Origin of the sequence: Rugamonas rubra (assembly GCF_900114705.1) — a bacterium.
In the GTDB taxonomy this organism is placed as follows: Bacteria; Pseudomonadota; Gammaproteobacteria; order Burkholderiales; family Burkholderiaceae_D; genus Rugamonas; species Rugamonas rubra.
In genome coordinates this window covers 178,236-199,152 of sequence record NZ_FOTW01000006.1, presented here as the reverse complement: position 1 = coordinate 199,152, position 20,917 = coordinate 178,236, and the positions used below count along the sequence as shown (strand labels likewise).

The window sequence follows — 20,917 nt, the reverse complement described above, 5'->3', positions numbered from 1 at the left end:
GCTCAGAGGTCGCTGCGCATGGGCCGGTTGATGTCGAGCGTGTGGAAGCCGTACTCGCCGCCCTCGCGCACCCGCCGGTGGTCGGCCAGGAACAGCTCGAGCGTGGTGCGGGTGGTGGGGAAGGCCAGGTCGTCCCAGGGGATCTGCGCCTCGCTGAACATTTGCACGTCCAGGCTTTCCTCGCCGGGGGCGAAGTCGAGGTCGCGCAGCGTGGCCAGGTAGAACATGTGCACCTGGTGCACGCGCGCCACGTTGAGCAGGGAGAACAAGGGGCCGAGCACGATGTTGGCGCCGGCCTCCTCGACCGTTTCGCGGATGGCCGCCTCGGCCGTGGTTTCGTTGTTTTCCATGAAGCCGGCCGGCAAGGTCCAATAGCCGCGGCGCGGTTCGATGGCCCGCTTGCACAGCAATATTTTCAGTTCGCCATCGCTTTCCCAGACGGGCAGCGTGCCGAGCACCATTTTCGGGTTCTGGTAGTGGATGGTCGCGCAGCTGGCGCAGACATAGCGCGGACGGTTGTCGCCGGCCGGGACGGCCAGTTCGACGGGGTGGGCGCATTCGGAACAAAATTTCATAGGGGATAGCTCATTCGGTTTTTTCTTACTTTACACCGATTGGGCCGCTTGCGGCGTACCGGCGCGGGGAGTTTGCGCTGGCTATAGAGCGGCGTGGCGCATGCATGAATGCTATCACACGGCAAGTGGGGATTAAGTTTGCCTAAATTGCCGATCCACCCTATAATATTGGCACAGACGCGGGGTGGAGCAGTCTGGCAGCTCGTCGGGCTCATAACCCGAAGGTCACAGGTTCAAATCCTGTCCCCGCAACCAGATTTTAAGCCGTTGATTTCTTGAAAGAGAGTCGGCGGCTTTTTTGTTTTCGTTTGCATTGTTTTATCGGATTGTGAAATTAGGCATTGTGCGACGCAGCAGCCATGGGATATAATTCGGCTGCGGGGTGGAGCAGTCTGGCAGCTCGTCGGGCTCATAACCCGAAGGTCACAGGTTCAAATCCTGTCCCCGCAACCAATTTCAAGGCCGTTGATTTCCTGAAAAGGAATCAGCGGCTTTTTCGTTTCCGGCGGCATTGTTTTACCGGATTGTGAAATTAGGCATTGTGCGACGCAGCAGCCATGGGATATAATTCGTCTGCGGGGTGGAGCAGTCTGGCAGCTCGTCGGGCTCATAACCCGAAGGTCACAGGTTCAAATCCTGTCCCCGCAACCAGAATAGCAAGCCGCTGATTTTCGCAAGAGAATCAGCGGCTTTCGCTTTTTCCGGCCGCCGTTCTGGCGGCGCGGGCCGGCTGGCCCTTGCGGACGTCAAGAACGCGGTTACAGGAGTAGGTGTTCTTTGATTTGGTTCAACAATTTCACTCGCTCGGCCGTGGTTCTGTTTCGAAACTTGTCAATCTGCTTCAAGACATCGGTGTCGGCGCCGAAGCGTTGGCTCTCGGGAGCGCGAAGCAGCCAGCCAACCGCAAGCTTTGCCAGTAGCACGCCCACGAGCGGAAGGAGGGCAAGTACGATCAATGTCGTCATCATCGCAGAATCCTCGCTTTCATTTCCGTAAGTGCTATTCCAATTACATACAATCCGCAGGCCCATGTCAAGCTCGACGGGAATCCCTGTATCCCGATGTTTGGAATACTAGATTGGATGTCCGGTTTCATGGCCAATGCGGTCAATGTGAGCCACAGCAGCAGTCCAAGGAAGAAGAACAGCAAAGCAAACGTAGAAACCAGTCGCAGCGCTTTTTGTTGTACGAGAGTCAATGTCATCAAAATTCTTGTTGGCAGGTCATTGACAATGATCGCCACAAGGAAGCCAAGGCTGGCCGAAACGATGGCAATGGGCAGGAAATTGAACGGATCTTTTTGCCCCACAATATTTCGCAGCAAGTACTCTATCCCGCAAAGGATGAACGCGAGAAGGTAAAGCGGAAGTCGAAGAAGGGATTCCTGAGCCATTTGGTGGCGGCCTCATGCTTTACACGACGAAATGGCGTTCCGCAGACAAACGTAGATTTCTTGATCCATTGTGATGTTGGGGGACTAGAGCGCAGTTCGCCTTGTGGTACATCACGCGGATGCCAGTGAGATACACTTGCTGGTCGCCTATGGCCACGATGGAAAAGAGGAGAAACGATGGTAACGATTTACCTGCGCTATATGATCGATCCGTACAAGCTGGCCGAGTTCGAGCATTACGGAAAACTGTGGATACCGCTGGTCGAGCGCTTCGGCGGCCAGCACCACGGCTACTTCATGCCGTCCGAGGGCGCCAGCAACATCGCGCTGGCGCTGTTCAGCTTTGCCAGCCTGGCCGAGTACGAGCGCTACCGCGCCGCCAGCGTCGAGGACGCCGAATGCCAGGCGGCGTTCCTCTACGCCGAGCAGACGCGCTGCATCGTCAGCTACGAGCGCAGTTTCTTTCGGCCGGTGTTCGAGTAGACCACAGCATCAACAAAGTGCCGGCGGCGCCCGCCACGGCGTGCCGTCCGCCGCCGGCGGGAGCGCGCTGGTGACTATGCCTGGCCAGGCGCCCGCAGCGTGGCGGCCGACTGGCGAATGAAGGCAAGCATCTCGTCGCTCATCCAAGTACCCGTGCGCAGGATGGGCTCCTGCTCGGTGGCGTTGCGGATCTTCAGCATGGTGGCGGGATTGTCGCCGGCGAAGTCGCGGAACAGTTCGAACCATTGGCGCGTCAAGGCCTGCACGGCCGGTGCGTCGGGCGCGGCGCCGGCCTCCATTTGCTGCTGCACGGCGGCGATCAGCGGCGGCCACTCGGCGGCGCGCTTGCCGCTGTTCTCGCGCATGTGGCGCATCTCGTCCTCGTCCAGATACTTGGCGTAGACGCCTTGCCGGCGCGCCGAGAAGGCGCGCATCACGTACTGGCGCAACTCGGGCGTGATGCCGGTCTGCTGCTGCGCCGCCGCGTCCTGCGTTAGCAGCGCGTCGATGCGGCGGACGAAGTCGGGGTTGGCGGCGGTGTCGCGCTCGAGCATGATCATCCAGTGCTCGGCCAGCTTTTGCGCGTCGGCGTGGTCGGCGGCGAAGCCGCCGTCGATCAGCGCGCGCACCTGCGCCACCAGCGCGGCCCATTCGGCCTGGCTCTTGGCGCCGTTGCTGTAGAAGGGCAGGCGGTTCAGTTCTTCTTGCGTGAAGATTTTATCGTACATGGTCATCAACTCCAAAGTGGTTAGCCAATCGGCCAAGCCGGGCTCCTCGCCGTTCGCCAGTTGATGGTGCAGGGTGGCCAGCTGCGCGCGCAGTTGGCCGGCCTGCTCGATCTGGCGGCCCAGCGCCGCTATCTGCTGGGCCACGATGGACGAGAACGGGGTGTCCGGCTTGGCCAGGAAGGTGCCGATCTCGGTCAACGACATGCCAAAGCGACGCAAGGCCTGGATCTGCTGCAGGCGGGCGATGTCGTCGCGTTGGTAGAGCCGGTAACCGCTGTCGGAACGCGCCGAAGGCGAGAGCAGGCCGATGCTGTCGTAGTGGTGCAAGGTGCGCACGGTCAGGCCGGAACGCTTGGCCAGTTCTCCCACTTTCAACATATCGGTTTGCTCCTTTGTTCGAACGTGCGACCAGATTGCGGCCTCACGCCACGTTAGGGTCAAGCACTTTGGGGAGTTGTTTAGTCGTCGGCGCGCGGATGCAGGCTGGCCCACAAATGCGCCGCCGCCATCGTGCGGTGCGGCGCGTAGCGCGCCAGGATCTGCTCGGTGCGCGCCATGTCCGGCTTGCTGTCCTCGCCGAGCAGCGGCTGCAGCGCGGCGCGGACGGCGACGTCGCCGTGCAGCGAGCAGTCGGCGTAGCCGTAGCCGCGCAGCAGGCCGTAGTTGACTGTCCACGGGCCGATACCCTTGAGCGCCAGCAGCGCGGCCGACACCTGTTCGATGTCTTGGCCGGCCGACAGCTCCAGCTGCAGCGCGCCTTCGGCCACCCGGCGCGCCAGCAACAGCAGGGTCTCCGCCTTGGCGCGGGAGAATTTGCGGCTGGTCAGTTGTTCCGCGTTCAACGCCGCCACGTCGGCCGCCTCGGGGTAGCACCACAGGCCGCTGCTATGCTGGCGGCCGGCCTGCTGGATGAAGGTGCGGCGCAGCGCGATGGCGAACGACAGGTTGATCTGCTGGCCGATGACGGCCCAGGTCAGCGCCTCGAACACCGAGGCCGACTGCACCACGCGCAGGCCCGGTTGGGCGCGCACCAGCGCGCCGAGCAGGGCGTCGTCGCGGGCGAAGTCGATGAAGGGCTGCGGGTCGATGCGCAGGCCGAGGATGTTGAGCAGCGCCTCGTGCGCGCGCTGGCGCTGCGGCGCCGTCAGCGCGGCGTCGGCCAGCACGGCGCAGTCGGCGCGGGCGGTGCCGGGCGCTTGGCGGCGCGCACGGGCCAGGTCGACGTCGAGCAGCACCGGAACGCCGTCGATCAAGATACCCTTGCGCAGGCGCGCCTCGTCGACCTGCTCGGCGACGCTTTCCGTGTCGCGCCGGTGGAAGGCCAGCACGTCCTGCAGCCGGTAGTCGTCCGGCAGCGCTAGCGTCAGGCGCGGACTCATGCCGTGCCGGCGCCGCCGCGCGCCAGCCGCTTCAACCAGCCGATATCGGGCTTGAAGCCGGTCACCAGCGCGGTGCCGAGGATGACGATGGCGGCACCGGCGAAGGTGTACCAGCCGACGATCTCCTGGAGGAACAAGGTGCCCCAGAGGATGCCGAACAGGGGACTGATGAAGGTCACCGTTAGCGCCGAGGTGGCGCCGACGTCCTGGATCAGGCGGAAGTACAGCAGGTAGGCGATGCCGCTGCAGACCACGCCGAGCGCCAGCGCGGCGGCCATGATGCCGGCCGTGGCCTGGCCGGGCGCGGGGAAGAAGGCCAGCGCCGGAATCACCAGCAGGGTCGAGGCCCACATGCTGCCGTGGGCGTTGGCGAAGGGTTCGACCGGGACGGCCGTGCGGGTGTAGGTGCTGGCGATGCCGTAGCAGAAGGAGGCGCTGAGCACGGCGGCGATGGCCAGGCCGGCGCCGGGCCGCGCGCTGACGTGGTCGAAGCCGACCAGCAGCGCCACGCCGGAGACGCCCAGCAGCAGGCCGACGACGACGCGGGCCGACACCATGTGGCGGCTCCAGACGGCGCCGATCAGCGCGCCCCAGATCGGCGTGGTGGCGTTGAGCACGGCCAGCACCGAGGCCGACAAGGTGCGCGCGGCGAAGGCGAACAGCAGGAAGGGCAGGGCGGAGTTGAACAGGCCGAGTATCAGGTAGTGCTTCCAGTGGGCGCGCCAGTGCAGCGGCTTTTTCAGCAGCAGGGCGATGGCGCCGAGGAACAGGGCGGCGAACAGCACGCGGTACTGGATCAGCACGGCCGGCCCCAGCACCGGCGCGGCGATGCGCATGAACATGAAGGAGCCGCCCCAGATGGCGGCCAGCAGGAAAAGTCGGAGTAGGTTGGCGGTGCTCATGCGGTGTTCCTGTTTGCGGGCCTGTATGCTGCCACGGCGGTGTATGCCGCGCCAGCCGTTTCTTGCGCTTGAATGGTTGTGCTGGAAGCCGACCGCGCCGCGCCTGCGTTCACGACAGCTCGACCAGGCAGGCGTTGCCGCCCGGCGGCGTCAGCGCGGCGGCGTGCTGGATCTGCAGCTCGGCCGGCACGCCGTTCTTCACGGCGGTCATTTCGGCCAGGATGGAGATGGCGATTTCGGCCGGCGTTTTGCTGCCGATGTACAGGCCGATCGGGCCGTGCAGCCGGGCCAGTTGCGCCGCGCTGACGTCGAACTGCAGCAGGCGCTCGCGCCGCTTGCTGTTGTTGAGCCGCGAGCCGATGGCGCCGACGTAGAAGGCCTCCGATTTGAGCGCCTCCATCAGCGCCAGGTCGTCCAGCTTGGGGTCGTGGGTCAGCGCGACGACGGCGCTGCGGTGGTCCAGCTTGAGCTCCAACACCAGGTCGTCCGGCATGGCGTGCACCAGCTCGACGCCGTCGACCTGCCAGCCGGCGCGGTATTCCTCGCGCGGGTCGCAGACGACGACGTGGTAGTCCATGGCGATGGCGATCTGCGCCAGGAAGCGCGACAGCTGGCCGGCGCCGATGATCAGCAGGCGCCAGCGCGGGCCGTGCAGCGTGGTCATGCTGTGCTCGCCCACGCTGAGCACGGCGCCGGCCGGCGCCTTGGCCAGCGTGACGGCGCCGCTGCGCAGGTCGAGGCGGCGCTCGACCAGTTCGTGCTGTTCCAGCCGCTGCAGCAGCTCGGCGATGCGGCTGTGCGCGCCCAGCGGCTCGATGGCCAGTTCGATGGTGCCGCCGCAGGGCAGGCCGAAGCGGTGCGCCTCGTCGGCGCTGATGCCGTAGCTGACGATCTCGGGCGCGCTGCGCACGATGCCGTGGACGCGCACGCGCTCGATCAGGTCGTCCTCGATGCAGCCGCCGGAGACCGAGCCGACCACCCGGCCGTCGTCGCAGATGGCCAGCGTGGCGCCGATCGGGCGCGGGCTGGAGCCCCAGGTCTTGATGACGGTGACCAGTTCGCAGCGGTGGCCGGCGGCGATCCAGCCGGCGCTGGTCTTGAGTACTTCGAGGTCGATGCTGTCCATGGATTCCAGGCTGCGGCGTGAGGGGGAAGCGATAGAATATACTACGCGTTCCCAAAGTTTGCAGGACGACCCCACATGACCGACCCATCCAAGAACGAAGACGACGGCAATCCGAAGTTCGGCCGCCTGTTGATCGTGTTGTTCGCCGCCGTGCTGGTGTGTGTCGCCCTGACCTGGGTGATGGGAACCTGGTTCCCCAACTTCCCCAGCATAGGCTAGGCCGCCGCGCTCGGTGAGCCGCTAGGGCCGTTTGCACACCACCGTCAGCGCGCTGTCGTAGGCGCTGTCGGGCACGATGTCCTCGGGGGCGAAGCGCTCGTACTTGAAGTTGCCGACCGGCTCGCCCTTGCCCATCGCGTCCGGGTAGTAGACCTGCGACAGCAGGGTGGTGGTGCGGTCGTCGCAGGAGTACAGGTGCAGCTCCTTGAGCGAGCGGTAGGCCTTGCCGTCCGGCGTGCTCTGCTCCTTGCCGAAGGACTGCATGGTCCACACCTTGCGCAGGGTGTCGACCTTGGTGACGCTGCTCTTGTCGATGTAGAAGGTCTTGCCGGCGCCGCCGCTGAGGCGGGCCCATTGCGCCGCCTGGCCCAGCGCGGGCAGGGTCGCCAGGGCCAGCAGCAGGCAAAATCGAAACGGTTTCATGACGCTTCCTTTTTGCCAGACGGCTGGCGGCTGGCGACAATTACGGCAGTTGTGGCACCAGCGGCTTGTTGGCCGCCTGGCGGGCCTTGATTTCGACCACGGTGCGGTCGATCGCGGCCAGACGGTAGGCGAGGGCCGGGTGTGTCGCATTGTAGCCGTTTAGCACGGTGGCGGGATACTGCGTGGCCAGCCGCTGCCAAAAGGCGTGGACGTGCTCGATGTTGTAGTTGGCGCGCGCCAGCAGGTACAGCGCCAGCCGGTCGGCCGCCGCGTCGAGCTCCTGCGGCACCGGCTTGACGCCCGCGCTGCCGATCAGCATCGACAGGTCGGGCCGCACGCCGACCAGGTTGTCGATGATGCCGCCGATGGTGGCCGAGGAGCGCAGCGTGCCGGCGTGCCCCAGCACGTTGTGGGCGATGTCCTTGGCCAGCACGAAGGCGATCGCCTCGTCGCTCTGGGCGAAGTTGATCATGCCACGGGTGATCAGCACGCGCTGGCCGTCGGCGTAGGAATTGATGTTGTCGGCGTTGCCCAGGTCGACCTTGAAGGCGCAGGCGCGCGTCACCGGTATGTTGAGCACCTGGTTGGCGCCGCCGCGCCAGACCGTCAGGTTGAGCGTGGCGCGGCTGCCCACCAACGGGCCGAACATGGCGGCCGCCAGCGTCTCGGCGTTCTGCCCGACGGGCAGGTTCTTGCCTTCGATGGCCATCAGCGTGTCGCCCCGGCGCAGGCCGGCGCGCGCCGCGCCGCTGCCGGCCAGCACGCCGGAGACCTGCAGGCGGTCGCCGTAGCCCAGCACGGCCTGGGCCGCGTCGACGAATTCGCCGGGGTAGGAGTATTTGTTCTTGGCGGTGAAGCCGAGCAGGTTGCGCGCCTGCGTGCGGCACAGGTCGGCGTTGTTGATCAGCAGTGGCGCGGCAACGCGGTACAGGCGGTCCTGCAGTGTCACCATCTGGCCCAGCGCCTCCTGGGCGGCGATCATTTTCGCCGTCACCACCGGGGTCTCGTCAATTGGCGCGCCACGGGCGGGCGCCGGCGCCGGCGCGCTGGGCGCCGGGCTGAAGGTGGAACAGGCGGCCAGGGCCAGCAGCGCCGTCGCGGCGACGATGGTCTTGACTTTGGCCAGGGCCACGGCCTTGGCCTTGGCCTTGCGGGCGCACTGCATGACGATTGCTGGCATAGCCTTCCTTATTGTTTGCCGGTGCTGCCGAAACCGCCGGCACCGCGTTCGCTGCTGTCGAATTCCTCGACCACGTTAAAACCGACCTGCAGCACCGGAACGATGATCAGCTGCGCCAGGCGCTCCATCGGGTTGAGCGTGAAGGCGGCGTGGCCACGGTTCCAGGTCGAGACCATCAACTGGCCCTGGTAGTCGGAGTCGATCAAGCCTACCAGATTACCCAGCACGATGCCGTTCTTGTGGCCCATGCCGCTGCGCGGCAGGATCATCGCGGCGTAGCCGGGATCGGCCAGGTGGATCGCCAGGCCGGTCGGAATCAGCACGGTCTGGCCGGCTTCGATGACGATGGGCGCATCGATGCAGGCGCGCAGGTCGAGGCCGGCGCTGCCCGGCGTGGCGTAGGCCGGCAGTTGTTCCTTCATGCGCGGGTCGAGGATCTTGATGTCGATAGTTTTCATTGCGTCGTTTCTGTGTTGCGTAAGGCGCTTATTCGATATTGGACTTACTGGTGGTAATGCGGAGGGAGGCGCTCACTGGAACAGCGAGTACTTGTCGAGCCGCTTGGAGATTTCGCACACCAGCTGGCGCGCCAGGCTCAATTTGTCGGCGCGCGGCAGGATGGTGTGGCCGTTTTCGTCGAACAGGATGATGGTGTTGTCGTCCTGGCCGAAGGTGTGGTGGCCGATGTTGCCGACCAACAGGGGGATGCCCTTCTTCTCGCGCTTGGCGGCGCCGAAGGCCAGCAGGTTCTCCGACTCGGCGGCGAAGCCGACGCAGTAGGGATAGCCGGCCAGGCTGGTGCGCGCCGCCACGGTGGCGAGGATGTCCGGGTTTTGTTCGAACTTCAGGTCGGGCACCGAGCCGTCGTCCTTCTTTTTCATCTTCTGCTCGCTGGCGTTGGCGACGCGCCAGTCGGCCACCGCCGCCACGGCGATGAAGACGTGCTGGCCGTCGACGGCCGCCATGACGGCGTCGTGCATCTGCTGGGCGCTTTGCACGTTGATGCGCTGCACGCCGTGCGGCGCGGCCAGCGCGGTCGGGCCGGAGATCAGCAGCACCTCGGCGCCGGCCTCGCGGGCGGCGCGCGCGACGGCGTAGCCCATCTTGCCCGAGGAGAGGTTGGTGATGCCGCGCACCGGGTCGATCGCCTCGAAGGTGGGGCCGGCGGTGATCAAAATGCGCTTGCCGGCCAAGACCTTCGGCTGGAAGGCGGCGATCAGCTCCTCGAGCAGCTGCTGCGCTTCGAGCATGCGGCCCAGGCCGACCTCGCCGCAGGCCTGCGCGCCGGCGGCCGGGCCGAAGAACACCACGCCGTCCTCGCGCAGCTGGGCGACGTTGCGCTGGGTGGCCGGGTTCTGCCACATCTCCACGTTCATCGCCGGCGCCACCAACAGCGGCAGCATGCGCGGCTTGGCCAGGCACAGGGTCGACAGCAGGTCGTCGCAGGCGCCGTGCGCCAGCTTGCGCAGGAAGTCGGCCGAGCAGGGCGCGATGAGAATCGCGTCGGCCTGGCGGGTGATGTCGATGTGCGCCATGTTGTTGTCGACGCGCGGGTCCCACTGGCTGCTGAACACCGGCTGGCCGGACAGCGCCTGCATGGTGACGGCGGTGATGAAGTGGCTGGCGGCGTCGGTCATCACCACCTGCACCGAGGCGCCGGCCTTGCTCAGGGCGCGGCACAGTTCGGCCGCCTTGTAGCAGGCCACGCCGCCGGTCAGGCCGAGGACGATTTTTTTACCGGTCAGATCCATGTTGATACTCCAGCGTGCGGCAAGTTGGTCGGCAAATCAGCGAATGGCGCTCAGCGGTTGACGCGGCGCAGTTCGTCGATGATGAACAGGCCGGCGCCGATGCAGATGGCGGAGTCGGCGATGTTGAAGGCCGGGAAATGGCCGAAGGCCTTGATGTGGAAATCGAGGAAGTCGATGACGTGGCCGTAGGCCATGCGGTCGATGACGTTGCCGAGGGCGCCGCCGAGGATCAGCGCCAGGGCCCAGCAGAACATGCGCTGGCCGCCGTGCTTTTTGAGCAGCAGGACGATGTACAGCGCGACGCCGATGGCGAGGGCGCTGAGGAAGTAGCGCTGCCAGCCGCTCTCGTTCGACAGGAAGCTGAAGGCGGCGCCCTTGTTGTAGGCCAGCACCAGGTTGAAGAAGGAGGTGACGACCTTTTCCTCGCCCAGGTGGAACAGCTTGGTGATGGTGATCTTGGACAGTTGGTCGAACAGGATGACGATGGCGGCAATGCCCAGCCATGGCATCAGGTTGGAGCGGGGTTGCGTCGAGAAGCGGTTCTTAGTGGCCATGGAGTGTCGAAAGGGGTGGGTGGACGCCGCCGCGCCGGGGCGCGGCGGCGGATCGTGTACCTATGCGTATCAGGCGAACTTGCGCTTTTCGCCGGCGCCGAACAGATTGCTGTGGCAGCGGCCGCACAGGGTCGGATGGTCGGCGTGGCTGCCGACGTCGGCGCGGTAGTGCCAGCAGCGCTCGCACTTGGCGGCGGCCGAGGCGGCCACTTCGACGGCCTCGTCGGCTTCCGTTTCGACTTCGACGGCCTGCGCCTGCGAGGTGATGAAGACGAACTTCAGGTCCTCGTCCAGGCTGGCCAGCAGGCGGTACTTGTCGCCGGCCGCCTTGATGGTCAGTTCGGCCTGCAGCGAGGAGCCGATGGCGCCCGAGGTGCGCAGGTCTTCCAGCTGCTTGGTGACGCCGGTGCGCACGGCGCGCAGGGCGCCGTACTTCTCCATCAGCGCGGCGCTGTCGGCCGGCTGCGGCAGCTGCCACCAGGTTTGCGTGAAGATGGTCTCGTCGCTGGCCTTATACGCCTCGGCGCCGGCGAAGATGGCCCAGGCCTCCTCGGCGGTGAACGACAGCGCCGGCGCCATCAGGCGCAGCAGGCTTTGCGTGATGTGCCACAGCGCGGTCTGCGCCGAGCGGCGCGCCGGCGAACCGATGGCGCTGGTGTACAGGCGGTCCTTGAGGATGTCCAGGTAGAAGCCGCCCAGGTCCTCGGAGCAGAAGTTCTGCAGCTTCGACACCACCGGCTGGAACTCGTACTGGTCGTAGTGGGCCACCATGTCGGCCTGCAGCGCGGCCATGTTGGCCAGCGCGTAGCGGTCGATCTCGAACAGCTGGTCCACCGGCACGGCCTGGCTGGCGTGGTCGAAGTCGGAGATGTTGGCCAGCAGGAAGCGCAGCGTGTTGCGGATGCGGCGGTAGGCCTCGGTGACGCGCTTGAGGATCTCGTCGGAGATCGACAGCTCGCCGGTGTAGTCGGTCGAGGCGATCCACAGGCGCAGGATGTCGGCGCCCAGGGTGTCGGAGATCTTCTGCGGCGCCAGCGTGTTGCCCAGCGATTTGGACATCTTCTTGCCCTCGCCGTCGACGGTGAAGCCGTGCGTCAGCAGCGCCTTGTAGGGCGGCCGGCCGTTGAGCATCGAGGAGGTCAACAGGGACGAGTGGAACCAGCCGCGGTGTTGGTCGGAACCCTCCAGGTACAGGTCGGCCGGGAAGGCGGACTGCTCCTTGTGCGAACCGCGCAGCACGGTCTGGTGGGTGGTGCCGGAGTCGAACCAGACATCCAGCGTGTCCTTGTTCTTGAGGTACATGGCCGCCTCGTCGCCGAGCAGGTCCTGCAGGTCCAGCGCCAGCCAGGCGTCGATGCCGCTCTTCTCGATCAGCTGGGCGACTTGTTCCAGCAGCTCGGGCGTGCGCGGATGCAGCTCGCCGGTTTCCTTGTGGACGATGAAGGCCATCGGCACGCCCCATTGGCGTTGACGCGACAAGGTCCAGTCGGGACGGTTGGCGATCATGCCGTGCAGGCGGGCCTGGCCCCAGTCCGGGTAGAACTTGGTGTCGGCGATGCCTTGCAGGGCGCTCTGGCGCAGGGTCGGGCCGCCGTCCTTCGGCGTCACGTCCATGCCGGCGAACCACTGCGAGGTGGCGCGGTAGATGATCGGCGTCTTGTGGCGCCAGCAGTGCATATAGCTGTGGGCGAACATCTTCACCTCGAACAGGGCGCCGGCCTCGGTCAGCGCGCTGCAGATCGGCTTGGAGGCCTCCCAGATGGTCATGCCGCCGAACAGCGGCAGGGTCGAGACGAACTTACCGTCGCCCATCACCGGGGTCAGGATGGCGTCGTCCTGCATGCCGTGCGCCTTGCAGGAGATGAAGTCGTCCTGGCCGTAGGCGGGTGCCGAGTGGACCACGCCGGTGCCGCTCTCGGTGGTGACGTAGTCGGCCTGGTACATCGGCGACAGGCGGTCGTAGAAGGCGTCGCTGGCGTGCAGCGGGTGGCGGAAGCCGATGCCGGCCAGGGCGGCGCCGTCGCAGGTGGCGATGGTGCTGCCTTCGAGCTTGTAGCGGGCCAGGCAGGATTCGGCCAAATCCTGCGCCAGGATCAGCAGCAGCGGGGCGCCGTCGCGCTCGGTCTGCACCAGCGCGTACTTGATCTCCGGGTGGACGTTGAGCGCCTGGTTGGACGGGATGGTCCACGGCGTGGTGGTCCAGATGACGATGAAGCCGTTCTCCGTCGGCAGCGACGGCAGGCCGAAGGCGGCCGCCAGCTTGGCGTGCTCGGCGAACTTGAAGCCGACGTCGATCGCCGGGTCGCGCTTGTCCTGGTATTCCACTTCGGCCTCGGCCAGGGCGGAACCGCAGTCGAAGCACCAGTTGACCGGCTTCAGGCCGCGATACACATAGCCCTTTTCCAGCAGCTGGCCGAGGGCGCGCAGCTCGTCGGCCTCGTTCGAGTAGTTCATGGTCAAGTAGGGGTTTTCCCACTCGCCCAGCACGCCCAGGCGGATGAAGTCCTTGCGCTGGCGGTCGACCTGCTCGAGCGCGTAGGCGCGCGCCTTGGTCAGCACCTCGGCGGTCGGCAGGTTCTTGCCGTATTGTTTTTCGATCTGGATCTCGATCGGCATGCCGTGGCAGTCCCAGCCCGGCACGTAGGGCGCGTCGAAGCCGGCCAGGGTGCGCGACTTGACCACCATGTCCTTGAGGATCTTGTTGACGGCGTGGCCGAGGTGGATGTCGCCGTTGGCGTAGGGCGGGCCGTCGTGCAGGATGAATTTCGGCCGGCCGGCGGCGGCCTTGCGGATGCGCTGGTAGATCTTCTTCTCTTGCCAGTCCTTGACCCATTGCGGCTCGCGCTTGGCCATGTCGCCGCGCATCGGGAACGGGGTTTCGGTCATGTTGACCGGGTATTTGCTCTCGGGCTTCTTGCCCTGCTTGGCTTCTTTCGGCGCTGCTGGTTTGCTGGTATCGGACATGTTTATCTTTAAGGTGGATATGCTGTTTGGATCGTGTGTTCGGGGTGGTCGAAAATGGCCGGCGCGCGTGGCTGCTGCGCGGTCAAATTCGGTCGGTCGCGGTGACGGCGCCGGCGCGCTGTTCGAAGTACTCGCGCGCCATGTTCGAGTCGCGTTCGATGGCGGCGGTCAGCGTCGCCAGGTCGTGGTACTTCTCCTCGTCGCGCAGCTTGTGCAGGAATTCGACGCGCACCTGCTTGCCGTAGCAGTTGGCGTTGAAGTCGAACAGGTGCACCTCGAGCAGCACGCGGCCGCTGTCGTCGACGGTGGGGCGCACGCCCAGGCTGGCGACGGCCGCCAGCGGCGCGGCGGCCAGGCCGTGCACCTGGACGATGAAGATGCCGGCCAGGGCGGGGCGGTGCGGCACGCGCAGGTTGAGGGTCGGGAAGCCCAGCGTGCGGCCCAGTTTCTGGCCGTGGATCACATGGCCGGAGATGGCGTAGGGGTGGCCCAGCAGCTGCTCGGCGTGGCCGAAGTCGCCGGCCGCCAACGCGGCGCGCACGGCCGACGAGGAGACGCGGTCGCCGCCGTTCATCACGGTGGGCAGCGTCTCGACGTGGAAGCCGTAGTGGCGGCCGGCCTCCTGCAGCATGGCGACGTTGCCGGCGCGCCGGGCGCCGTAGCAGAAGTCGTCGCCGACCATCAGCCATTTGACGTGCAGGCCCTCGACCAGCACCTGCTCGGTGAACTGCTGCGGCGTCAGCGCGGCGAAGTGGGCCGAGAAGTGCTCGACGATGACGCGGTCGATGCCGTTGTCGGCCAGCGACTGCAGCTTGTCGCGCAGGTTGGCGATGCGCGGCGGCGCCTTCGACAGGTCGCCGGCGCGCTGGGCGAAGAATTCGCGCGGGTGCGGCTCGAAGGTCATCACGGCGGCCTCCAGGCCGAGCGCGTCGGCGGCGCCACGGACGCGGCCGAGCAGCGCCTGGTGGCCGAGATGGACACCGTCGAAGTTGCCGATGGTGAGCGCGCAGGGCGCGCGCGCCGCTGCATTGGGGAGACCGCGGAATACCTTCATGGGAATCTTGGGGGGAAACTGTCGCTAAATGGTGGATTATACGGTCTGTTCGGCCGGAGCACACCCGCAAAGGGGCCGGCGCGGCGTTTCGGGCCCCATTTGCGGCCCGAAAAGCTGAAAAAGCGCGGTCTGCGCTAGGCAGACCGCGCTTCGGCGGTGCGACGTCCCCGTGCCGGCGGGCCGGAGCGGGGGCGGGCGGACGCTTACATCGGGTGGTTGATTTGCAGCGTCCAGTAGCGCGCCAGGTCGGCCGCGCCGTCGCTGCCCTTGACGCTCTTCAGCGTCGCCAGGGCGGCCGGTTTCTTGCCGGCCTGCGCCTGGGCGATGCCCAGGTGCAGCTTCAAATCGTCCGGATGCTTGGCGCCGTCCATCTTGGTCGCCTGGGTCATCAGCTCCAGGCCCTTGTCGGTCTTGCCGGCGCTGGCCAGGGCGAAGCCCAGGTTGCTCAGGCCGTCGGCGTCCTTGTTTTTCAACAGTTCGGCTTCCAGCTTGGCGGCGTGGGCCTCGCCCTCGGCGGCGGTCTTCACGGCCAGGTCCTTCAGGCGCTGGTGGCGCGCGGCGTCCGAGCCGACGCCCAGGACGCCTTTTTTGTAGCCCTGGTCGATGATCTTCAGCGCCTCGGCGCCGTTGCCGGACTGCAGCGACAGCTGGCTCATCTCCATGTACTCGCCCGGCTTGCTGAGCAGGCCGTTGGCCAGTTTCAGGCGCAGCACGTCGAGCGACAGGGTGCCGGAGAAGCCCGGTTTGCCGGTGACGCGGTTGAGCAGGTCGGCCCAGTAGCTGGTCTTCGGATAGGAGCCGGCCAGTTTTTCCAGGGTCTGCACGTAGCCGGCCTTGTCGTTCTGTTTCAGCTGGATGTTGGCCAGCATTTGCAGCTGGGCCTCGCTGTTGCCCTTGCCCTGCAGTTCCTTGGCGGCCTCGGCGTACTTGCCGCTGATGTAGTAGGTCTGGATCAGCAGTTCGCGCATTTGCGGGTTCTCGCCGTCCTTCAGCGAGCGCTGGATCCAGGTGATGGCCTTCGGATAGTCCTTGGCGCGGTAGTAGATGCCGGCCAGGGCCTGGGTGAACTTCGGTGCCTCGGCGGCGGACAGCTTGCCGGAGTTGATCACCGCTTCGAAGGCGTGGGCGGCGGCGTCGTTGTCGCCGGCCGCGGCGGCGGCCGAGGCGCGGGTGCGCTCGATCAGGTAGACCTCGTTGGGCGACTTGCCGCCGACGGCGTCCGCTTCCTTCAGCTTGGCCAGCGCTTCCTTGTTCTTGCCTGCCTGTGCCAGTTTCTGTGCTTCCTGCAGTGGCTTGCCTACTTCGGCGCGCACCGCGTCGGCGGCGTGGGCGAGCGAACCCAGGCCGACCAGCGGGGCGGCGGCGGTGAAACCAATGGCGGCCATTACCAGGCCGAGATGAGCGAGACGAAACTTGGACATGGGGAAGTTTTCTTTCATCAAAATGCGAAATAGGCAGGACTATCCTGCCTATCGTTCAAATAAAGGGACGCAGCTGCGGTCTTATTGGAACTGTTCGTTGCCGACCAGGCCAATCTTGGTCACACCCAGGCGCTGGGCCGAAGCCATGACGCCCGCGACGACCTTGTACGACACCAGCTTGTTCGGACGCAGATGCACCTCCGGCTGGTCCGCTTGCGCGGCGACGTCGACCAGTTTGGCTTCCAGGGCGGCACGGCTAGGAATCACCGCGTTGTCCCACAGAATCGTACCGTCGAAGTCCACGTCGATGGTCACCACGACCGGATCCTTGGTCGGTGGCGGCGGGGTGCCGACCGGCATGTTCAAGTTCACCGAATGGTTGGCCTTAGGAATCGTAATGATCAACATGATAATCAGCACCAGCATCACGTCGATGAGGGGCGTCATATTCATTTCCATCATTGGTTCCGGATCGCCGCCTGCGGCGGGAGAACCGACATTCATACTCATGGTGTTTCCTTTTAAGAAGGGGGCTGGCTGCGCCCCCGGGCCGATGGCTTGGCCGGGGACGCACGGGGATCAACCCCGGTCAGGCGGTTCGGTGATGAAGCCGACCTTCTGGATGCCAGCGCGCTGGGTAGTGTAAATGACCTTGCCGATGGACTCGTAGCGTGTTTCCTGGTCGCCACGTACGTGCACTTCCGGCTGAGGCAACTTGACTGCTTCCACCTTCAGAAAATCGAACAACTCATTGGTGTCCTTCATTTTCTTCTGATTCCAGTAGATGTCGCCATCCTTGTTTACAACGATGTTGACATCTTCCGGTTTGGTCTGAATCACCTGGTTGGTCTCTTCCGGCAGCTTGATTTTCTGCAGTTTGAGAACGACCGGGCTCGTGATCAGGAAGATAATCAGCAGAACCAACATGATGTCGACGAGCGGCGTCGTGTTGATTTCCGACATGACTTGATCTTCGTCTCCGCTATCGGAGCCTACGGACATCGACATGGCAATTATCCGATCTTTTTAGCGCCGGCTGCACGGCCAGCTTCGCTGGTCGACATGGCGCCGGAGATCAGGACCGAGTGGACGTCGGCGCTGAAGGAGCGAACATCTTCCATCGCCGATTTGTTGCGACGCACCAGCCAGTTGTAACCCAGCACGGCAGGAACGGCGACGAACAGGCCGAAGGCGGTCATGATCAGCGCTTCGCCGACCGGGCCGGCGACCTTGTCGATCGAGGCGTTACCGGTCATGCCGATGTTGATCAGCGCGTTGTAGATACCCCAAACGGTACCGAACAGACCGATGAACGGTGCGGTCGAACCGACGGTGGCCAGGAAGGACAGGCCGTCTTGCAGACGCGACTGGACTTTGTCCACGGCGCGCTGGATCGACATGGTGACCCAGGTCGACAGGTCGATTTGTTCCAGCAGGGCGCCGTCGTGGTGCACGGTGGCCTTGGTGCCGCTTTCAGCGATGAAGCGGAAAGGCGAGCCTTCTTTCAGGGCTGCCGAACCGGCGGCGATCGACGGGGCTTTCCAGAACTTGGCCGAGGTTTCTTTCGACTGTTTGAAGATCTTCATCTGGTCGATCAGCTTGGTGACGATGATGTACCACGAACCCATCGACATCAGCGACAGGATGATCAGCGTGCCGCGCGAGACGAAACCACCGTTCCACACCGCTTCGAAGCCGAACGGGTTTTCCACTTCTTCTTTTTCCGTGTGGGCGGCTGGCGCCGACGCTTCCGGTGCTGCTGCTGCCGCATCCGCTGCCGGAGCGGCTGCTGGGGCCGAAGCGGCTGCCGCGGCTGGCGCGTCAGCGAAGGCTGGGGCGCTTACCAGGGCGGTGGCTGCGGTCACCGAAAACAGCACAGCGGCCAGTACAGCGGACAAACGGGTATTCTTAAACATGCTTCCTCCAAATTAATAAAATAATCAGATCGCTGAATGTAGGTTGACAACGAACTTAGGTGAGACGGGGTGTGCCTCGGTTTATTCCAGCGTCCAAACGTATTGCACTTGCGTAACCGACTGTTCTGCCTTGCCGTCGGTCATGCCCGGCTTGAATTTGCATTTGCTAATCCCTGCCGCTGCCGCCTTGTCCAGGTCGCGGAAGCCACTCGACTTCAGTACTTTGGATTCGAGCACGTGGCCGTCGACGCCGACCACGAATTGCAGGGTTACCGTACCGGTTTCTTCGTTGCGCAGCGATGACTTAGGCCATTCTGGTTTCGCGCAGGCGTTGAAATCGTACACCGCCGGAACGTGCACCGATTTGGCCGGGCCTGGAGGGGCTGCCGGCTGAGCTGGTGGCGTTTTCTGCAGTTCGTTCGACGCCGGTTTCACGTTGGTCGCGTTGGCGATCGTGTTTTGTGGCGGCGGCGGCTGCTGCACATTCACCTCAACTGGCGGGATGAACGGCGGCGGAGGTGCCTTCATCTCTGGCGGTGGCGGTGGCGGCGGCAACTCCTTCGGTGGAGGTGGTTTCACCTCCTCGATGATCTTGGTCTCAACCGGTTCGATCATCTTGCTGACCAAGCGTTTGCCCAAGCCTGTCACGATCCCATAAGCGACCAGGAGGTGCAACAAAACGACAATGGTAATGCCTGTAAAGTTCTTCCCGGTGCTTTTCTCGTTGTGCGTGAAATTCATGCCTGCTTTCTCCAATACCAACTCTTTTTTGTTGCTACTAAACCCCAAAATGGCGACGCAAAACAACAGCCGCATCCGGGACGTCGGCGAATTATACATACGAATTCTTGATTTTACATAGAATTTTAATCCCTAAAACCGGTTAAATTTCATGCGTTTAGCCCGTGTAAGACCAATTATTCTGCGGGCCATCTGCACCGTTCTAGAACAAAAAGCAAGACTAATCGGCACGTTTTTGGGGCGGCCTCGACGAGAGTGACGCTTAGTTTTCCGATATCGCAAAACGCGGAATTATGTCAATGTCATTTTGCAAAACGCAATGGAAAATTTGGTGCAAAGTGTTGCATTGGCGAAATTTCTACCGAACATACTGCGGCCTCCGGAGCCGAAAAAAGTTGACGCGGCGGGCCGAGCATGCATACCAGCGCGACGCCAAGCGGCGCCGCGGCGCCGACTTGCATATATATAGGATGTAAACGAGGGGGCGCCGCCGCGCGGCGGCGCCGGTGGCGGGGCCGGATCAGCCGTTGCGGTTGCGCTTTTCGCGCTTGCATTCGATGGTGCTGAGCACCTCGCCGTCCGGCGCCACCGTGTCGAGGTGGACGTCGAAGCCCCACAGCCGGGCGACGTGCTTGAGCACCTCGTTGGCCTGCTGGTTCAAGGGCCGGCGCTGGAACTGCGTGTGGCGCAGCGTCAGCGCGCGGTCGTCGCGGGTGTTGACCGACCAGACCTGGATGTTGGGCTCGCGATTGCCAAGGTTATACTGCTCGGCCAGTTGCTGGCGCACGTAACGATAACCGAGCTCGTCGTGGATGGCCGAGATGGTCAGCTTCTCGTTGTTGTCGTCGTCGAGCACGGCGAACAGGTGGAACTCGCGGATCAGCTTGGGCGACAGGTACTGGGCGATGAAGCTCTCGTCCTTGAAGTTGCGCATGGCGAAGTCGAGCGCCTTGCGCCAGTCGCTGCCGGCGATGGCGGGGAACCATTCGCGGTCCTCGTCGGTGGGGTGCTCGCAGATGCGGCGGATGTCCGTCATCATGGCGAAGCCCAGCGCGTAGGGGTTGATGCCGCTGTAGTGGGGGCTGTTGACGGGCGGCTGGTAGACCACGTTGGTGTGGCTCTTGAGGAACTCCATCATGAAGCCGTCGCCCACCACGCCCTCGTCGTACAGCTGGTTCAATATGGTGTAGTGCCAGAAGGTGGCCCAGCCCTCGTTCATCACCTGGGTCTGGCGCTGCGGGTAGAAGTACTGGCTGATCTTGCGCACGATGCGCACCATCTCGCGCTGCCAGGGCTCGAGCAGGGGCGCGTACTTCTCGATGAAGTACAGCAGGTTCTCCTCCGGCTCGGGCGGAAAGCGCGGTTGCAGGCGGTTGACCTCCTCCTCCTCGCGGCGCGGCAGGGTGCGCCACAGCTCGTTGATCTGCGACTGCATGTAGGCCTCGCGCTCCTTCTGCCGCGCGTTCTCCTGCGCCAGCGACAGCTTGGCCGGCCGCTTGTAGCGGTCGACGCCGTAGTTCTGGATGGCGTGGCAGGAGTCGAGCAGCAGCTCGACGGCGTCGATGCCGTGGCGCTGCTCGCATTCGCTGATGTAGTTCTTGGCGAACACCATGTAGTCGACGATGGCCTCGGCGTCGGTCCAGGTGCGGAACAGGTAGTTGCCCTTGAAGAAGGAGTTGTGGCCGTAGGCGGCGTGGGCGATCACCAGCGCCTGCATGGTCAGGCTGTTCTCCTCCATCAGGTAGGCGATGCAGGGGTTGGAGTTGATGACGATCTCGTAGGCCAGGCCCATCTGGCCGCGCTTGTAGCCCTTCTCGGTGGACAGGAAGTGCTTGCCGAACGACCAGTGGTTGTAGGACACCGGCATGCCGACCGAGGTGTAGGCGTCCATCATCTGCTCGGCGGTGATGATCTCGAGCTGGTTGGGGTAGGTGTCCAGGCCGAAGGCCTCGGCGACGCGGCGGATCTCCTCGTGGGCCTGCTCGATCAGTTCGAAGGTCCACTCGGACTGTTCCGGCAGGGCGCGCGGGTGGCGCGGCTTTTTGAGCATCTGGTTCATGGCGGGACTCGCTTATTGGATGCTGGGCGCGGGATGGTGGGGCCGGGCC

Annotated in this window: 22 protein-coding genes and 3 tRNA genes; 5 read left to right on the top strand and 20 right to left on the bottom strand. The window is 64.5% G+C overall.

The window, feature by feature from the left end; translation table 11 throughout:
* Positions 1–2: 2 nt before the first annotated feature.
* On the bottom strand, positions 3–575 hold the full coding sequence (locus tag BM252_RS05350; RefSeq protein ID WP_093384667.1) for an NUDIX hydrolase: 573 nt from the start codon (positions 573–575) through the stop codon (positions 3–5).
* 178 nt (positions 576–753) lie between these two features.
* On the opposite strand from BM252_RS05350, the gene BM252_RS05345 reads away from it, so the two are divergent.
* The 3 genes from BM252_RS05345 (at position 754) to BM252_RS05335 (ending at position 1,226) form a co-directional block, all read left to right on the top strand.
* A tRNA-Met gene (locus BM252_RS05345) sits at positions 754–830 on the top strand.
* 121 nt (positions 831–951) lie between these two features.
* Positions 952–1,028, top strand: a tRNA-Met gene (locus BM252_RS05340).
* A gap of 121 nt (positions 1,029–1,149) precedes the next feature.
* Positions 1,150–1,226, top strand: a tRNA-Met gene (locus BM252_RS05335).
* Positions 1,227–1,333: 107 nt separating this feature from the next.
* Here BM252_RS05335 and BM252_RS05330 read toward each other — a convergent pair.
* A complete protein-coding gene (locus BM252_RS05330) occupies positions 1,334–1,543 on the bottom strand; it encodes a hypothetical protein (RefSeq protein ID WP_093384664.1) in 210 nt (69 codons plus the stop codon).
* The gene (locus BM252_RS05325; RefSeq protein WP_093384662.1) at positions 1,540–1,968 is read right to left on the bottom strand and encodes a hypothetical protein; all 429 of its coding nucleotides are present in this window, start codon (positions 1,966–1,968) and stop codon (positions 1,540–1,542) included. The genes BM252_RS05330 and BM252_RS05325 overlap by 4 nt, the downstream gene beginning before the upstream one ends.
* Before the next feature lie 177 nt (positions 1,969–2,145).
* On the opposite strand from BM252_RS05325, the gene BM252_RS05320 reads away from it, so the two are divergent.
* Positions 2,146–2,451 (top strand): NIPSNAP family protein, encoded by a 306-nt coding sequence (locus tag BM252_RS05320; protein ID WP_093384659.1) that lies wholly within the window; start codon positions 2,146–2,148, stop codon positions 2,449–2,451.
* A 74-nt stretch (positions 2,452–2,525) separates the two neighbouring features.
* Here the strand turns inward: BM252_RS05320 and BM252_RS05315 are convergent, their stop codons facing one another.
* From BM252_RS05315 to BM252_RS05300, 4 genes are all read right to left on the bottom strand, one after another.
* Positions 2,526–3,557 carry a MerR family transcriptional regulator gene (locus tag BM252_RS05315; RefSeq protein ID WP_093384656.1) on the bottom strand — a complete coding sequence of 344 codons (1,032 nt, stop codon included), beginning with the start codon at positions 3,555–3,557 and terminating at the stop codon, positions 2,526–2,528.
* Positions 3,558–3,637: 80 nt separating this feature from the next.
* Positions 3,638–4,558 carry a DNA-3-methyladenine glycosylase 2 gene (locus BM252_RS05310; RefSeq protein WP_093384654.1) on the bottom strand — a complete coding sequence of 307 codons (921 nt, stop codon included), beginning with the start codon at positions 4,556–4,558 and terminating at the stop codon, positions 3,638–3,640.
* Positions 4,555–5,460 carry a DMT family transporter gene (locus BM252_RS05305; RefSeq protein ID WP_093384651.1) on the bottom strand — a complete coding sequence of 302 codons (906 nt, stop codon included), beginning with the start codon at positions 5,458–5,460 and terminating at the stop codon, positions 4,555–4,557. The genes BM252_RS05310 and BM252_RS05305 overlap by 4 nt, the downstream gene beginning before the upstream one ends.
* Before the next feature lie 109 nt (positions 5,461–5,569).
* On the bottom strand, positions 5,570–6,586 hold the full coding sequence (locus BM252_RS05300; RefSeq protein WP_093384649.1) for an XdhC family protein: 1,017 nt from the start codon (positions 6,584–6,586) through the stop codon (positions 5,570–5,572).
* A gap of 75 nt (positions 6,587–6,661) precedes the next feature.
* On the opposite strand from BM252_RS05300, the gene BM252_RS30865 reads away from it, so the two are divergent.
* A complete protein-coding gene (locus tag BM252_RS30865; RefSeq protein WP_174900426.1) occupies positions 6,662–6,805 on the top strand; it encodes a hypothetical protein in 144 nt (47 codons plus the stop codon).
* A 21-nt stretch (positions 6,806–6,826) separates the two neighbouring features.
* Here the strand turns inward: BM252_RS30865 and BM252_RS05295 are convergent, their stop codons facing one another.
* The 13 genes from BM252_RS05295 to BM252_RS05235 form a co-directional block, all read right to left on the bottom strand.
* Complete coding sequence (locus BM252_RS05295) at positions 6,827–7,228, bottom strand: surface-adhesin E family protein (RefSeq protein ID WP_093384646.1); 402 nt, start codon at positions 7,226–7,228, stop codon at positions 6,827–6,829.
* A 40-nt stretch (positions 7,229–7,268) separates the two neighbouring features.
* A complete protein-coding gene (locus BM252_RS05290; protein WP_245774100.1) occupies positions 7,269–8,408 on the bottom strand; it encodes a M48 family metallopeptidase in 1,140 nt (379 codons plus the stop codon).
* 8 nt (positions 8,409–8,416) lie between these two features.
* Positions 8,417–8,866, bottom strand: a complete 450-nt coding sequence (gene dut / locus BM252_RS05285) for a dUTP diphosphatase (RefSeq protein ID WP_093384641.1) — start codon at positions 8,864–8,866, stop codon at positions 8,417–8,419.
* Positions 8,867–8,938: 72 nt separating this feature from the next.
* A complete protein-coding gene (coaBC, locus tag BM252_RS05280) occupies positions 8,939–10,159 on the bottom strand; it encodes a bifunctional phosphopantothenoylcysteine decarboxylase/phosphopantothenate--cysteine ligase CoaBC (RefSeq protein ID WP_093384638.1) in 1,221 nt (406 codons plus the stop codon).
* Positions 10,160–10,209: 50 nt separating this feature from the next.
* Complete coding sequence (gene lspA / locus BM252_RS05275; protein WP_093384636.1) at positions 10,210–10,713, bottom strand: signal peptidase II; 504 nt, start codon at positions 10,711–10,713, stop codon at positions 10,210–10,212.
* 69 nt (positions 10,714–10,782) lie between these two features.
* Positions 10,783–13,677: an isoleucine--tRNA ligase gene (ileS, locus tag BM252_RS05270; protein WP_093384633.1), complete on the bottom strand. Its 2,895-nt coding sequence runs from the start codon at positions 13,675–13,677 to the stop codon at positions 10,783–10,785.
* Positions 13,678–13,759: 82 nt separating this feature from the next.
* Positions 13,760–14,731 (bottom strand): bifunctional riboflavin kinase/FAD synthetase, encoded by a 972-nt coding sequence (locus BM252_RS05265; protein ID WP_093384631.1) that lies wholly within the window; start codon positions 14,729–14,731, stop codon positions 13,760–13,762.
* Between the two features lie 203 nt (positions 14,732–14,934).
* On the bottom strand, positions 14,935–16,152 hold the full coding sequence (locus tag BM252_RS05260; protein ID WP_245774099.1) for a tetratricopeptide repeat protein: 1,218 nt from the start codon (positions 16,150–16,152) through the stop codon (positions 14,935–14,937).
* 81 nt (positions 16,153–16,233) lie between these two features.
* Positions 16,234–16,662: an ExbD/TolR family protein gene (locus tag BM252_RS05255; protein WP_174900425.1), complete on the bottom strand. Its 429-nt coding sequence runs from the start codon at positions 16,660–16,662 to the stop codon at positions 16,234–16,236.
* A 69-nt stretch (positions 16,663–16,731) separates the two neighbouring features.
* Positions 16,732–17,160 carry an ExbD/TolR family protein gene (locus tag BM252_RS05250; protein ID WP_093384623.1) on the bottom strand — a complete coding sequence of 143 codons (429 nt, stop codon included), beginning with the start codon at positions 17,158–17,160 and terminating at the stop codon, positions 16,732–16,734.
* A 5-nt stretch (positions 17,161–17,165) separates the two neighbouring features.
* Positions 17,166–18,068 carry a MotA/TolQ/ExbB proton channel family protein gene (locus BM252_RS05245; RefSeq protein ID WP_245774098.1) on the bottom strand — a complete coding sequence of 301 codons (903 nt, stop codon included), beginning with the start codon at positions 18,066–18,068 and terminating at the stop codon, positions 17,166–17,168.
* A gap of 81 nt (positions 18,069–18,149) precedes the next feature.
* Complete coding sequence (locus BM252_RS05240; protein ID WP_093385152.1) at positions 18,150–18,809, bottom strand: energy transducer TonB; 660 nt, start codon at positions 18,807–18,809, stop codon at positions 18,150–18,152.
* Positions 18,810–19,329: 520 nt separating this feature from the next.
* Positions 19,330–20,868 carry a SpoVR family protein gene (locus tag BM252_RS05235; protein WP_425442260.1) on the bottom strand — a complete coding sequence of 513 codons (1,539 nt, stop codon included), beginning with the start codon at positions 20,866–20,868 and terminating at the stop codon, positions 19,330–19,332.
* Between the last annotated feature and the right edge of the window lie 49 nt (positions 20,869–20,917).

Coding starts and splice junctions, on each gene's coding strand:
- BM252_RS05315 (WP_093384656.1), bottom strand. CDS start 3,557: ATGTTGAAAGTGGGAGAACTGGCCAAGCGTTCCGGCCTGACCGTGCGC.
- BM252_RS05235 (WP_425442260.1), bottom strand. CDS start 20,868: ATGAACCAGATGCTCAAAAAGCCGCGCCACCCGCGCGCCCTGCCGGAA.
- coaBC (WP_093384638.1), bottom strand. CDS start 10,159: ATGGATCTGACCGGTAAAAAAATCGTCCTCGGCCTGACCGGCGGCGTG.
- BM252_RS05290 (WP_245774100.1), bottom strand. CDS start 8,408: ATGCCAGCAATCGTCATGCAGTGCGCCCGCAAGGCCAAGGCCAAGGCC.
- BM252_RS30865 (WP_174900426.1), top strand. CDS start 6,662: ATGACCGACCCATCCAAGAACGAAGACGACGGCAATCCGAAGTTCGGC.
- BM252_RS05325 (WP_093384662.1), bottom strand. CDS start 1,968: ATGGCTCAGGAATCCCTTCTTCGACTTCCGCTTTACCTTCTCGCGTTC.
- BM252_RS05295 (WP_093384646.1), bottom strand. CDS start 7,228: ATGAAACCGTTTCGATTTTGCCTGCTGCTGGCCCTGGCGACCCTGCCC.
- lspA (WP_093384636.1), bottom strand. CDS start 10,713: ATGGCCACTAAGAACCGCTTCTCGACGCAACCCCGCTCCAACCTGATG.
- BM252_RS05260 (WP_245774099.1), bottom strand. CDS start 16,152: ATGTCCAAGTTTCGTCTCGCTCATCTCGGCCTGGTAATGGCCGCCATT.
- BM252_RS05245 (WP_245774098.1), bottom strand. CDS start 18,068: ATGTTTAAGAATACCCGTTTGTCCGCTGTACTGGCCGCTGTGCTGTTT.
- BM252_RS05300 (WP_093384649.1), bottom strand. CDS start 6,586: ATGGACAGCATCGACCTCGAAGTACTCAAGACCAGCGCCGGCTGGATC.
- BM252_RS05305 (WP_093384651.1), bottom strand. CDS start 5,460: ATGAGCACCGCCAACCTACTCCGACTTTTCCTGCTGGCCGCCATCTGG.
- BM252_RS05240 (WP_093385152.1), bottom strand. CDS start 18,809: ATGAATTTCACGCACAACGAGAAAAGCACCGGGAAGAACTTTACAGGC.
- BM252_RS05330 (WP_093384664.1), bottom strand. CDS start 1,543: ATGATGACGACATTGATCGTACTTGCCCTCCTTCCGCTCGTGGGCGTG.
- dut (WP_093384641.1), bottom strand. CDS start 8,866: ATGAAAACTATCGACATCAAGATCCTCGACCCGCGCATGAAGGAACAA.
- ileS (WP_093384633.1), bottom strand. CDS start 13,677: ATGTCCGATACCAGCAAACCAGCAGCGCCGAAAGAAGCCAAGCAGGGC.
- BM252_RS05320 (WP_093384659.1), top strand. CDS start 2,146: ATGGTAACGATTTACCTGCGCTATATGATCGATCCGTACAAGCTGGCC.
- BM252_RS05255 (WP_174900425.1), bottom strand. CDS start 16,662: ATGAGTATGAATGTCGGTTCTCCCGCCGCAGGCGGCGATCCGGAACCA.
- BM252_RS05250 (WP_093384623.1), bottom strand. CDS start 17,160: ATGTCGATGTCCGTAGGCTCCGATAGCGGAGACGAAGATCAAGTCATG.
- BM252_RS05350 (WP_093384667.1), bottom strand. CDS start 575: ATGAAATTTTGTTCCGAATGCGCCCACCCCGTCGAACTGGCCGTCCCG.
- BM252_RS05265 (WP_093384631.1), bottom strand. CDS start 14,731: ATGAAGGTATTCCGCGGTCTCCCCAATGCAGCGGCGCGCGCGCCCTGC.
- BM252_RS05310 (WP_093384654.1), bottom strand. CDS start 4,558: ATGAGTCCGCGCCTGACGCTAGCGCTGCCGGACGACTACCGGCTGCAG.